Here is a 12,380-nt window from a genome sequence, read left to right on the forward strand (position 1 = left end):
TTAGAAGCCCCGGCCATTGGTCGGGGCTTCGCTATTTCAGAACCCCAGCTTCGAAAGAGGCTGGGGTTTCGTCGTTTGAAGCTCCTGCGTAGCGGGGCGCTGGCTGACGGATGGCCGACCTGATCGCCACCACTTATTCAGAAGAGCCCCCGAGTTCCTAGTGTTCGGGTTTTTTTCATGGCAGTTTATAGCGGTGGTGAAAGCAGAATTCTGGTGCGTTTTCCTGCGACTGCTGGCCTGCGGGCAAGCAGTTAGAATAGGGGAGGGTTGCTATGCAATGGCGACGAGGGAGCTTTCTGGCGACGCTTTGCCTGACGGTGTGGGCAACCTCCTATGCGGCAGAAGAGAAAAGGGTGCGGATTGCGACCCTCTATGATTACCACCCCTATGGTTTCTATGCAGAGGGCGAGGGCCCTCCCATTCTGGAAGTAGTGGTGCCTCCTGGTGGCGATGTTAGCGAGTTTCGCGGCTACAGCTGGGACATCGTGAGAGAGAGCTTTCACGCTCAGGGCTATACCATCGAGCTGGTTGTCACGCACTGGGCGCGAGCGATGGCGAGCGTCATGGAGGGTAGCGTCGATCTGCTGTATCCGACCGGCAAGAACAGCGAGAGGCTGGCCTATTTTTCCTATTCCGAATCGCCTGTTAATGATGCGTCCTTTCTGGTGTACGTCAACCAGGGTACGGATGTCGAGTGGCGAGGTCTGGCGTCCTTGGAGGGCAAAACCATCGGCATGGTTCGGGACTACAACTTAGGCGATGAGTGGAACGAGCGGGAAGGGATATCGAAGTACTCTCTCAATAGCATCGAGCAGGGTTTTCGCATGCTGCAACGGGGACGACTGGACGGCTTCGCAGGCTACGAAGCGATCTGGGACAATGTGCTTCAGCAGATGGGGTTGCAGGGGCAGTTCGACAAGTTGCCTGATTTTGGTGCCAGCAGAGAGTATGTGGTTGGCTTGAAGCGCGATCCCGGCACCGAGCAACGACTGCGTGACTTCGACGCCGGGCTCCAGGCGATCAAGGAGAGTGGCGAGTATCAGCGCATTGTGGAGCACTGGCGCTGACTCGCTCGATGGGTGGCTGCGGATAATCTCCAGCAGCCGTCATAGGCTCAGCCGCAGAGCGACTCCAACGCCTCGATGAGGCTGTCCATCTCATCATCGGTGCCGATCGAGATGCGCATGAAGTCGCGCAGCGCTTCGGTGTTGAAGTGGCGCACCAGGATAGCTCGTTCGCGTAGGCCCACAAATAGCTGGGCGGCATCGAGCTGGGGATGGCGAACCAGCACGAAGTTAGCCTGAGACGGCAGTACCTCGAAGCCCAGCTCGCTCAGGCGCCGGCGTGTGCGCTCGCGGGTGGTGATGACTTTCTCGCGACACGCCTCGAAATGCTCGACGTCTTCCAGGGCTGCAACGCCTGCGGCATTGGCGATGCTGTCGATGGGGTAGGAGTTGAACGAATTCTTGATGCGCTCGAGCCCCTCGATCAGTTCACGGGAGCCGATTGCATAGCCGAGTCGCAGGCCGGCGAGGCTGCGCGACTTGGAGAAGGTCCCGGTCACTAGCAGGTTGGGGTAACGGGATACCAGCGGCACCGCGCTTTCAGCGCCGAAGTCTACGTAGGCTTCATCCACCAGCACCACACACTCCTGGATGCGTTCTAGCAGCGTGGCGATGGCCTCGCGGGTATGCGCGTGGCCGGTGGGGGCATTGGGATTGGCGAATATCACGCCGCCGCTGTCGGCACTGAAGGCTTCCAGCGGCACCTGCCAATTGTCATCCAGCGCCAGGGTGCGGTAGTTGATGCCGTATAGCCGGCAGTAGACCGGATAGAAGCTATAGGTGATGGCCGGCATCGTCAGAGACTTGTTCTGGCAGAAGAATGCCTGGAAGGCCAGTGCCAGCACTTCGTCGGAGCCATTGCCGACGAACACCTGGTCGAGCTCGACGGCGTAGGCATCGGCCAGTGCCTGACGCAGGGCGGTCGCCTCAGGATCCGGGTAGAGACGCAGATGATCGACGGGATAGTCACGCAGTGCCTGTTCAACACCGGGGGCAGGCGGGTAGGGATTCTCGTTGGTGTTCAGCTTGATCAACTGCTCACGGGGCTGTTCGCCGGGTACATAGGGCGTCAGCTCCCGGACGATGGGACTCCAGAACTTGCTCATGGTCGCTCGCATTAACAGAGGGCGCGTGAGCGCCTGTGGATAGCACTTTGGTCATGGTGACGCGGCCTCGGGCCCAGCGCAAGCGTCGGCCATGCTAGGCTGTGCCGCTCGGCCCAGGGATAGCTCGATGATTGCTCAGATTCTCGCCACACTGCTGCCGGTATTTTTGATCGCTGGCTGCGGCACACTCTATGGGCGCTTCCGAACCCCGGACATTCGCGGGCTGAATACGCTGAATATGGAGCTGTTCGTCCCGATGCTGGTGTTCGCCGTGCTTGCCGACGGCCAGGCGCCGCTGGAGGAGTACGCCGGCCTTGCTGCAGCGGCGGCCATCGTGGTGCTGGGCTCCGGGCTGCTGCTATGGCCGCTGGTCAGGTGGCTGGGGCTGGAACCCAAGACCTTCCTGCCACCGATGATGTTCAACAATTCCGGCAACATGGGGATTCCGCTGCTGGTACTCGCCTTCGGCGAGGCGGCACTGCCCGCGGCGGTGGTGGTGTTCATCGTCGAGATGCTGCTGCACTTCTCGGTGGGGCTCTACATGCTCAGTCCGCGCACGCCGATGTGGCGCCTGCTACGGATGCCGATCGTGTTGGCCAGTATCGCCGGGCTGGCCTTCAATCTGAGCGGCGTGATGCTGCCCGGCTGGCTGCTCGAGGCGCTTAGCATGTTGGGTAATGTGTGTATTCCGCTGATGCTGTTTGCCCTCGGTGTGCGCATGCTCGATATCGACTTCAGCGACTGGAAAACCGGGGCGCTGGGCGCGGTACTGTGCCCGCTGTCGGGCCTGATCATAGCCGCACCGCTGGTCTGGCTGCTCGATCTGACCGGTCTGCAGGCCGCGACCCTATGGGTGTTTGCTGCCCTGCCGCCAGCGGTACTCAACTATCTGGTCGCTGAACAGTATCGGCAGGAGCCGCAGAAAGTCGCGTCGTTGGTGCTGATCGGTAACTTGGGCAGTTTGGTCGTGATGCCTATTGTACTGGGATTGGTGTTCGCCTACGGCGGATAGGGGAACCGAGGCCTTGATTAGCCCTCTAACGATCTCCATCTAGGGATGACACGTCTACCAGAGGAAGTCACGATGGCTTACCGCAAATTGTTATCGCCGCTGAGAGTGGGCAGCGTCGCACTGCCCAACCGGGTGGTCATGGCGCCGCTGACTCGTGCACGCACGCCGGACGGCGTGCCCGGCAAGCTGCAGCAGCGCTACTACGCCCAGCGCGCCAGCGCCGGACTGATCATCAGCGAGGCGACCAATATCTCGCCCACCGCGCGCGGCTATGTCTATACCCCGGGCATCTGGAGCGATGCTCAGGTGCAGGGCTGGAAGGGTGTGGTCGATGCCGTGCATCGTGAAGGTGGGCGCATTGCGCTACAGCTGTGGCACGTCGGCCGGATCTCCCACGAGTCGGTGCAGCCCGATGGTCAGGCGCCAGTGGCGCCCAGTGCGCTGCGTGCCGAAGGCGCCAACTGCTTCATCGAGTTCGAGGATGGCAGCGCCGGTCAGCACCCCACCAGTACGCCACGGGCGCTGGAGACCGACGAGCTGCCGGGTGTTATCGCCGACTATCGCCACGCGGCCCTCAATGCCAAGCGTGCCGGCTTCGATATGGTCGAGGTGCACGCCGCCAATGCCTACCTGCTGCAGCAGTTCATGGCCACCGGCAGTAACCAGCGCAAGGATCGCTACGGCGGCAGTGTGGTCAATCGCGCACGGTTGGTACTGGAAGTGGTCGATGCGGTATGTGAGGTGATGGGGGCCGGCCGTGTCGGCATCCGTCTGTCACCATTCATCGAGATATTCGGCCTCAAGGATGATGAGCCGCAGGCGATGAGCGACTACCTGGCCGATCAGTTGTCGCGCCGGGGAATCGCCTATGTGCACATCAATGAGCCGGACTGGACGGGTGAAGGCCCGCAGCTGACCGATGCGTTTCGTCGCGGGTTGCGTGAGCGGTTCAGCGGCACCCTGATCTATTGTGGCCACTATACGGCGGCGCGGGCTGAAGCGCTGATCCGAGATGGCCTGGGTGATGCCGCTGCGTTCGGGCGACCCTATATCGCCAACCCCGACCTGGTGGAGCGCTTTGCCTCGGATGCCGAACTCAACGAGCCAGATCCGGCGACGTTTTACGGGGGCGCGGAGGAAGGCTATATCGACTATCCGCGGCTTACCGAGGCCACTGCTTGAACGCATAAGGCGCGCGGAACTGTCCGCGCGCCGTGCTTGTCGGTTATGCTGTGAGGTAGTGGTCGCGGTTCGCGACACTTAGGCCCAATGGTTAGGAGGACTCTCATGCGAATCAGGACGTTGCTGGCCGGTTCCGCCGTGCTTGCCGTGATGGCGGGCTGCGCCGCCGGCCCGACGGAAGGCCCCGCGCCGGATATGGCGGCAGATGGGGAAGCAGTTTATCAGGGCACGCTACCCTGCCGGAACTGTGCCGGTATCGATATCGATGTGCGGATGATGGGTGATGAGCAGAGCGCCGATGAAGAGCGTACCTTCGCTCTCGAGGCCAGCTATCGCGAGCATCCTCAGGATCCGCCCAGCGAGAACTATACCGGGAACTGGGAAGTCCTCAGCGGCAGCGCCGATGATCCCAACGCCACCGTCTACGAGCTGACGCCGGAAAATGAAGGCCAGATCTACTACTTCCTGCGCGTGGATGATTCCACCCTGGAATTGATCGACCCCGAGCGCCGGCGCTTCGAAAATAACGACATGCTGCAGCTACAGCGTCAGTAAGCGACGCCGTTAGTAGCTCGTGCGGGGCGGCCTTCGGGCCGCCCCGCTGCGTTGCGGGAGTCGGCGCTATGCTCTGCGGCTGCTAGAATACTCTCCTTGTTTGCGTGAGAGGCGGCCATGGCCAAGGCGAAGAGTGCGTTCGTGTGCACCGAGTGCGGTGCCGAGTACAGCAAATGGCAGGGCCAGTGTTCGAGCTGCCGTGAATGGAACACGCTGAGTGAGGTGCGCCTGGCGCCGGCGCGTCCGGGGGCTGCGGCGGCGTCGACCACTGGTCGCAGCGGTTATGCGGGCATCGTCTCCCGCGAGGTGGTCGATCTGGCGGCGGTGGATCTCAGCGAGGTGCCGCGCTTCTCGTCGACCTTCGGTGAGTTTGACCGGGTGCTGGGCGGCGGCCTGGTACCGGGCTCGGCGGTGCTGCTTGGGGGTAACCCCGGGGCGGGCAAATCGACGCTGCTGCTGCAGACCGCCTGCAAGCTGGCGCAGCAAAAAAAGGCGCTGTACGTCACTGGGGAGGAGTCGCTCTCGCAAGTGGCGATGCGTGCCCACCGCCTGCAGTTGCCCACCCAGGGGTTGAAGATGCTCGCCGAGACCAGCGTCGAGACGATTCTCGCCGTTGCCGAACGCGAACGCCCCGAGGTGCTGATCATCGACTCGATTCAGACCATGCACCTCGACGATATTGCCTCTGCGCCAGGCGGGGTGGCTCAGGTACGCGAATCCGCCGCGGCGCTGACCCGCTTTGCCAAGCACTCCAATACCGTGCTGCTGCTGGTCGGTCATGTCACCAAGGATGGCTCGCTGGCCGGCCCTAAGGTGCTGGAGCATATGATCGACGCCTCGTTGCTGCTCGAAGGCGGCGCCGACTCGCGCTTCCGCACTCTGCGCGGGCAGAAGAACCGTTTCGGTGCGGTCAACGAGCTGGGGGTGTTCGCGATGCTCGAACATGGCCTCAAGGAGGTCAAGAACCCCAGCGCCATCTTTCTGTCGCGCAGCGAGGAGCTGAGCTCCGGCAGCCTGGTGATGGTGGTATGGGAAGGCACCCGGCCGATTCTGGTCGAGGTGCAGGCGCTGGTCGACGACTCGGCGCTGGGCAACCCACGCCGGGTGGCGGTCGGCCTCGACCCCAATCGCCTGGCCATGCTGCTGGCGGTACTGCACCGCCACGGTGGGCTGTTCACCGGCGATCAGGACGTCTTTCTCAACGTGGTGGGCGGGGTGAAGGTGCTCGAGACCAGCGCCGATCTGGCAGTGCTGTTGGCGGTGGTGTCGAGCCTGCAGAACCGCCCCTTGCCCCGCGAGCTGGTGGTGTTCGGCGAAGTAGGGCTGTCCGGTGAAATTCGCCCGGTACCCAGCGGCCAGGAGCGCATCGTCGAAGCCGCGAAACATGGCTTCACTCGTGCCATCGTGCCCCGTGGCAATGCCCCCAAGAGCTCGCCGCCGGGGATGCAGGTAATTGCCGTCGACAAGCTCGCCGAAGCCCTGGAGGCGCTGTAAAGCTGGGCCCGCCGTCAACTAGACTCAATCTATCCATTACTGCAAGGAGAGCTCGATGAGTGCCATTCGCCTGACCCAGTACAGCCATGGTGCCGGCTGCGGCTGCAAGATCGCGCCTGACGTGCTCGACAGCATTCTCGCCAAGGCCGGTCCCGGCGCCAGCCATTCGCGTCTTATCGTCGGCAATCAGGGGCGCGAGGACGCCGCCGTCTACGACCTTGGAGACGGCCGCGGCATGATCGCTACCACCGATTTCTTCATGCCCATCGTCGACGATCCCTTCGACTTCGGGCGCATCGCTGCCACCAATGCCATCAGCGACGTCTATGCCATGGGCGGCACTCCGGTGATGGCGCTGGGTATCCTCGGCTGGCCGCTCGACAAGCTCGGCGCCGATATCGCCGGCGACGTGGTCGCAGGCGCCCAGGCGGTGTGCCGCGAACTGGGCCTGGCGCTGGCCGGTGGACACTCCATCGATTCCCTGGAGCCGATCTTTGGCCTGGCGGTCAATGGCCTGGTTGACCTGAAACATCTCAAGCTCAACAAGGGCGCCAAGCCCGGTGACCTGCTCTATCTGACCAAGCCGCTGGGGGTTGGCATGCTGACCACCGCTGAGAAGCGCGGGCTTCTCGAGGCTGGGCATCAGGGGTTGGCCCGCGAGACCATGCTCAAGGCCAACGACATCGGTATGGCGCTGGCCAAGGTCGAAGGCGTACACGCCATGACCGATGTCACCGGCTTTGGCCTGGCCGGGCACCTGGCCGAGGTCTGCGCGGCCAGCGGCGTGGCCGCCAGGATCGATTTCAAGCAGCTGCCGCGCCTGGCCGAGGCCGAAGCCTACCGGCGTCAGGGCGCCGTGCCCGGAGGCAGTGAACGCAATCGCCAGGCGCTGGGCGAGAGCCTACCGGCGATGGACGAGCCCCACTGGCAGTGGCTGTGTGATCCGCAGACCTCCGGTGGCCTGTTGCTCTCGGTGCATCCGTCCTGGGAAGACGACGTCGAGCGCATCGGGCGCGCCCACGGTATCGAGCTGCAGCCGTTCGGTGAGGTGGTCAAGGCCGATGGCCCGGCGCTGATCCGGGTGACTGGATGAGCGAACTGCCACAGATAGCGCCAGACCTGGCGCTGCTGCGCGAGGGACGCACCCTGATCGACGTGCGCGCCCCGATGGAGTTCGCTCAAGGCGCCCTGCCCGGGGCCGTCAACCTGCCACTGATGGACGACGAGGAGCGCCATCGAGTAGGCATCGCCTACAAGCAGCACGGTCAGGCAGCCGCCATCGCACTGGGCGAGCGGATGGTAAGCGGCAGCCTCAAGGCGGGCCGCATAGAGGCTTGGCAGCGGCTATTGGCCAGGCAGCCGGATGCCATTATCTACTGCTTCCGCGGCGGACTGCGCTCCCAGATTGCTCAGCAGTGGCTGGCCGAGGTAGGAGTGTCGCGACCGCGGATCAGCGGTGGCTGGAAGGCCATGCGCCAGGCGCTGTGTGCGCAAATCGACGCTGCTGCTGGCCGGCCGCTGCTGGTAGTGGGCGGCCTGACCGGCTGCGCCAAGACAACGCTGATTCAGCGCCTGCCCAGCGGCCTCGACCTCGAGGCCTGCGCCCGTCACAAGGGCTCTGCGTTCGGTCGCCACCCGCTGCAGTCGCCGTCACAGATCGACTTCGAACACGACCTGGGGCGTCGCTTGTTGCCGCTAACCGGGCCGCTGGTGGTGGAGGACGAATCGCGCCATATCGGCACCGTCAATGTGCCGCTCAGCTTCTGGCAGGCGATGCAGCAGGCGCCGCGGATCCGTGTCGAGATGCCGCTGGACTGGCGGCTGGCGCAGATCCGCAAGGATTATATCGATGACCTGTGGGAGATCTATCGCTCGCAGTTCGGTGACTGGCTGGGTTGGGCGCTGATGCGCAAGCAGCTGGCGACGGCATTGGCGCGCCTGGCCAAGCGGCTCGGCAGCGCTCGGCTGGCGCGCCTGCAGCGGCTCCAGCAGCTGGCCTTTCGCGAGCATGCCCGAGGTGACCGTCAGGCCCACGACGCATGGTTGGCGCCATTGCTCACCGAGTACTATGACCCCATGTATCGCCACCAGCTGGAGAAGGGCGAACAGCGCTTTCTTCACGTCGGTGACTGGGATAGCTGCCTGGCGGTTGCCCAGGAGTGGTCAGCTCGGCACGCTGCGCAGCCAGCTCAGCAGCACGCGGTCGAGTAGCGAGGCGAGCTGGTCGAAGCGTCGCGGGTCAGCGAGAATTTCGTCGTGGGACTGGACGAAGCACTGACTCGCTGCGGCCAATGCGGCGGGAGGCTCCTGGAGTCGGGCGCGAGCGCTCTGGTCAGTGGCTTCGAGGTGGCACTGCAGGGCCACCACCCGGCCGCCATCCCAGCTGAAGCCCTGCACCGGACTTGCGTCGCTGGCGCCAAGCGGCAGGGCGCCTTCGGGAAGACCGAAGATGTCGCGATGGCACATGAAGGCCTCGAACTGCTCGGGCAGATCGAAGGGGCTATCGGCGGCCAGCGTAATGCGATGGAAGCCGCGCTCGGGGTAGGTGCCTGGCGACACGATGGCGCCCAGCTCCTCGGCGATCAGCCCGGCGCCAAAGCCGATGCCCAGCAGCGGCTTGCCGCTCTTGAGTGCACGGCGGATCAGCTTGCGCTCACGGCTCAGCCAATCGGCGTCAGGGGCGACGTCAAGCGGCGCATCGAGCACGATCAGGGCGTCACAGTCCTCGAGACGTGGTGGCGCTTCACCGCGGTGCAGCAGGCAGCCGTTATAGCTGTGGCCCATGCCGGTCAGCCAGTCGGCGAGACGAGCGGGGCCGAGGTGGTCGGCGTGGTGAAGAAAATAGATATGCATACCAATCCATGATGAACAAGCCGCCGCGCAGGTGTCCAGCGGCGGCGATATGATGGAGGTTGAAGTGGCCAATCCTGCGTTGCTCGAGCAGATCTATACCATCGTCGCGCAGATCCCTGCCGGTCGCGTGACCACCTATGGACGTGTCGCCAAGATGACCGAAGGGGCGACGCCGCGCATGGTAGGCTCGGCGATGCGCCATCTGCCCGACGGCCACGGTCTGCCTTGGCACCGGGTGATCAATGCGTCACGGCGTGTCACCGACCATGGCGGCGCTCGGCGCCAGCGTGACAAGCTGCGCGCCGAAGGCGTGCTGTTCGACGCCAGTGAACGGGTGCCCGCTGCGCTACTATGGCCCTGAGGCCACCCTTTTTGTTGATGGCGGCCGAGAGGGTCGCCCCTTAGGAGATATCATGAGCGCCTCTGCCCCCGGCTTCAATCAGCGTCTGCGTCAGCTCGGTCCGCGCCAGCGTCAGGCTTTCATGGCGACGCTCTGCGAGCGGCTGCTTCCCAACTATGCCCTGTATGCCGAGAACAGCGGGTATGGTGACGTGCATGGACTGCGCGTAATTCTCGATCTGGTGTGGGAGTCGCTGGCGGTACGCGAGGCGAAGATCGACTTCGAGCGCCAGGCTGACAAGCTCGCCGAGCTCGAGCCGCCCGCCGATGACGATAGTTTCGGTGCGCGGCGCGCCCTCGAGGCGGTGGTGGCGCTATCTGCCGTGCTCGACACCCTGCGCGGCGACGCCGACGAGGCGGTGTTCGAGGTCAGCCTCAGCTCCCGCGGCGGGGTGCGTGCCTTTATCGAGCTGAGCGAGGGAGAGGAGGACGATGCGCGGCTGGCCGAACTGGTGCGCGGGCATCCGCTGATGGAGGACGAGCAGGCCTTTCAGGGTGAGGTGCTGGATAGCGTCGAACGCCATCCGCTGGACCGTGAGGCGCTCAAGGCGCTGCGTCAGCTGGGGCGTAACGATGGCATCAGCAACCTGGGGCTCTCCCTCGACGATATGTCTGACGGAACCTAAAAGCGGATGCCGCCGGTCACCATCATTCCCGCGGTGCCAAACAGGATCAGGTCGCTCTCGAAGCGCCCCCACTGTACCCCGATGCTGGGCAGGGCCGCCGGGGCAATACCGTAATGGTTGAAGGGGATATTATCCTGGCGCTCGTCCTTGTAGCCGCGCAGCAGCCCAGCGGTGAGTTTGGCGCGCACGGTAACGTCGTCGCTGGGGCGCCATAATGGAAACTCGCGACCGGCATAGAAGTACCAGCTTGGCTGGTCGAAGGAGTTCTTGAACCAGGCGGTACCGGCCAGCCAGCGGTGCGGGTTGTGCAGTTCTAAGCTGATCAGGTCCTGCTGGTTGTTGTGGTCTGGTTGAGGGTTGAAATGGCGGGTGTAGAGGCTGGTCTGCACCAGCACGTGTTCGAGCGCCAGGGTCGGCGGCCAGTCCAGCCCTGGTTCCTCGGCGGATGCCGCGGTGCTGATCGACACTGCCATGCCCAGCAGAGCTGCCACTATGCCCTTCCGTGGTGTGATGTCCATGCTTGCCCTCTGGTTACAGACGCATTTCGATGCCGTGATCGGCCATATAGCGCTTGGCGTCGGGGATGCTGTACTCGCCAAAGTGAAAAATGCTGGCCGCCAGTACCGCATCGGCGCCGCCGTCGATCACGCCGGCGACCAGGTGGTCGAGATTGCCCACGCCGCCCGAGGCAATCACCGGCACGCTGACCGCGTCGCTGATCGCTCGGGTAACGCCGAGGTCGAAACCGGCCTTGGTCCCGTCTCGATCCATGCTGGTCAACAGCAGCTCACCGGCACCGTATTCCACCATTGTCTTCGCCCACTCCACGGCATCCAGGCCGGTGGGGCGACGTCCGCCGTGGGTGAAGATCTCCCAGCGCGGTGCCTCGCCCTCGGCGGAGACCCGCTTGGCGTCGATGGCCACCACGATGCACTGACTGCCGAAACGCTCGGTGGCTTCGCGCACGAACCCCGGGTTGGTAACCGCCGCAGTATTGATCGAGACCTTGTCAGCGCCGGCATTGAGCATGGTGCGGATATCGTCGCAGCTGCGGATGCCACCGCCCACGGTCAGCGGAATAAACACTTCGCCGGCGATGCGCTCGACCATCTCCACGGTGGTGCCGCGATTCTCGTGGCTGGCGGTGATGTCGAGGAAGGTGATCTCGTCGGCGCCCTGCTGGTTGTAGCGCTTGGCGATCTCTACCGGATCACCGGCATCGCGGATGCCGACGAAATTGACGCCCTTGACCACGCGCCCGGCATCGACGTCGAGGCAGGGGATGATGCGTTTGGCGAGTCCCATGAATCAGCTCCCGGCCTGGGTGAGTTGGTCGCCGAGCTCGTCACACAGACGCTGGGCCTCGGCGACATCGAGGCTGCCCTCGTAGATGGCGCGCCCGGTGATGGCGCCGAGAATGCCATCGCCGGCTACCGCGCTCAGCGCACGGATATCGTCGAGGTTGGTGACCCCGCCGGAGGCGATCACCGGCAGTCCGCCGACCCGCGCCAGCTCTGCGGTGGCCTCGACGTTGACGCCGCCCATCATGCCGTCACGGGCGATGTCGGTATAGACGATGCTGGAGACGCCGTCGTTGGCGAAACGCTTGGCCAGCTCCGTGGCCTTGAGCGTGGAGACCTCGGCCCAGCCGTCGGTGGCGACGAAGCCGTCGCGGGCGTCGAGGCCAACGATCACGTGGCCAGGAAAGGCGCGGCACATCTCATTGACGAAGGCTGGCTCCTTGACCGCCTGGGTGCCAATGATCACATAGCTGACGCCGGCCGCCAGGTAGTGCTCGATGGTCGCTGCCGAGCGAATGCCGCCGCCGATCTGGATCGGCAGCTCGGGAAAGGCACGGGCAATCGCAGTGACTGCCTCACCGTTGACCGGCTGGCCCGCGAAGGCGCCGTTGAGGTCGACAAGATGCAGGCGCCGGGCGCCGGCCTCGACCCAGCGGGAGGCCATGGCGACCGGGTCGTCGCCGTAGCTGGTGGCGTCGTCCATACGGCCCTGTTTGAGGCGGACGCAGTGGCCGTCCTTGAGATCGATGGCGGGAATTACCAGCATGTCGTGTCCTCTTCGGCGCCCT

Annotated in this window: 14 protein-coding genes; 9 read left to right on the forward strand and 5 right to left on the reverse strand. The window is 64.2% G+C overall.

The window, feature by feature from the left end; genetic code table 11:
* Positions 1–272 precede the first annotated feature (272 nt).
* Positions 273–1,067, forward strand: a complete 795-nt coding sequence (locus IEI94_RS21640) for a substrate-binding periplasmic protein (RefSeq protein ID WP_191169299.1) — start codon at positions 273–275, stop codon at positions 1,065–1,067.
* Between the two features lie 47 nt (positions 1,068–1,114).
* On the opposite strand, the gene hisC is transcribed toward IEI94_RS21640, so the two are convergent.
* On the reverse strand, positions 1,115–2,170 hold the full coding sequence (gene hisC, locus IEI94_RS21645) for a histidinol-phosphate transaminase (protein WP_191169301.1): 1,056 nt from the start codon (positions 2,168–2,170) through the stop codon (positions 1,115–1,117).
* Positions 2,171–2,297: 127 nt separating this feature from the next.
* Here hisC and IEI94_RS21650 point away from each other — a divergent pair, with 127 nt between their 5' ends.
* From IEI94_RS21650 to mnmH, 6 genes are all read left to right on the forward strand, one after another.
* The gene (locus IEI94_RS21650; RefSeq protein WP_191169303.1) at positions 2,298–3,182 is read left to right on the forward strand and encodes an AEC family transporter; all 885 of its coding nucleotides are present in this window, start codon (positions 2,298–2,300) and stop codon (positions 3,180–3,182) included.
* Positions 3,183–3,254: 72 nt separating this feature from the next.
* Positions 3,255–4,364: an alkene reductase gene (locus IEI94_RS21655; protein WP_191169305.1), complete on the forward strand. Its 1,110-nt coding sequence runs from the start codon at positions 3,255–3,257 to the stop codon at positions 4,362–4,364.
* A gap of 105 nt (positions 4,365–4,469) precedes the next feature.
* Positions 4,470–4,919 carry a copper resistance protein NlpE N-terminal domain-containing protein gene (locus IEI94_RS21660; RefSeq protein WP_191169307.1) on the forward strand — a complete coding sequence of 150 codons (450 nt, stop codon included), beginning with the start codon at positions 4,470–4,472 and terminating at the stop codon, positions 4,917–4,919.
* Positions 4,920–5,036: 117 nt separating this feature from the next.
* On the forward strand, positions 5,037–6,413 hold the full coding sequence (gene radA / locus IEI94_RS21665) for a DNA repair protein RadA (RefSeq protein ID WP_191169309.1): 1,377 nt from the start codon (positions 5,037–5,039) through the stop codon (positions 6,411–6,413).
* A 55-nt stretch (positions 6,414–6,468) separates the two neighbouring features.
* Positions 6,469–7,506, forward strand: coding sequence for a selenide, water dikinase SelD (gene selD / locus IEI94_RS21670; protein ID WP_191169311.1), 1,038 nt, complete (start codon positions 6,469–6,471; stop codon positions 7,504–7,506).
* Positions 7,503–8,624 carry a tRNA 2-selenouridine(34) synthase MnmH gene (gene mnmH / locus IEI94_RS21675; protein ID WP_191169313.1) on the forward strand — a complete coding sequence of 374 codons (1,122 nt, stop codon included), beginning with the start codon at positions 7,503–7,505 and terminating at the stop codon, positions 8,622–8,624. Before selD ends, mnmH begins: the two co-directional genes overlap by 4 nt.
* Here the strand turns inward: mnmH and IEI94_RS21680 are convergent.
* Positions 8,577–9,266: a type 1 glutamine amidotransferase gene (locus IEI94_RS21680; RefSeq protein ID WP_191169315.1), complete on the reverse strand. Its 690-nt coding sequence runs from the start codon at positions 9,264–9,266 to the stop codon at positions 8,577–8,579. The two genes, mnmH and IEI94_RS21680, sit on opposite strands and share 48 nt — an antisense overlap.
* A 64-nt stretch (positions 9,267–9,330) precedes the next feature.
* Here IEI94_RS21680 and IEI94_RS21685 point away from each other — a divergent pair, with 64 nt between their 5' ends.
* The gene (locus IEI94_RS21685; RefSeq protein WP_191169705.1) at positions 9,331–9,627 is read left to right on the forward strand and encodes an MGMT family protein; all 297 of its coding nucleotides are present in this window, start codon (positions 9,331–9,333) and stop codon (positions 9,625–9,627) included.
* Between the two features lie 52 nt (positions 9,628–9,679).
* Positions 9,680–10,291: a YjaG family protein gene (locus tag IEI94_RS21690; protein ID WP_191169318.1), complete on the forward strand. Its 612-nt coding sequence runs from the start codon at positions 9,680–9,682 to the stop codon at positions 10,289–10,291.
* Here the strand turns inward: IEI94_RS21690 and IEI94_RS21695 are convergent.
* From IEI94_RS21695 to hisA, 3 genes are read right to left on the reverse strand one after another with little or no spacing between them, the layout of a single operon-like run.
* Positions 10,288–10,764, reverse strand: coding sequence for a hypothetical protein (locus IEI94_RS21695; protein ID WP_191169706.1), 477 nt, complete (start codon positions 10,762–10,764; stop codon positions 10,288–10,290). The genes IEI94_RS21690 and IEI94_RS21695 overlap by 4 nt on opposite strands.
* Before the next feature lie 58 nt (positions 10,765–10,822).
* On the reverse strand, positions 10,823–11,596 hold the full coding sequence (gene hisF, locus IEI94_RS21700) for an imidazole glycerol phosphate synthase subunit HisF (RefSeq protein ID WP_191169320.1): 774 nt from the start codon (positions 11,594–11,596) through the stop codon (positions 10,823–10,825).
* 3 nt (positions 11,597–11,599) lie between these two features.
* Positions 11,600–12,358, reverse strand: a complete 759-nt coding sequence (hisA, locus tag IEI94_RS21705) for a 1-(5-phosphoribosyl)-5-[(5-phosphoribosylamino)methylideneamino]imidazole-4-carboxamide isomerase (RefSeq protein ID WP_191169322.1) — start codon at positions 12,356–12,358, stop codon at positions 11,600–11,602.
* Positions 12,359–12,380 lie beyond the last annotated feature (22 nt).

It is taken from the genome of Halomonas sp. ML-15, from assembly GCF_014779595.1.
GTDB lineage: Bacteria > Pseudomonadota > Gammaproteobacteria > Pseudomonadales > Halomonadaceae > Franzmannia.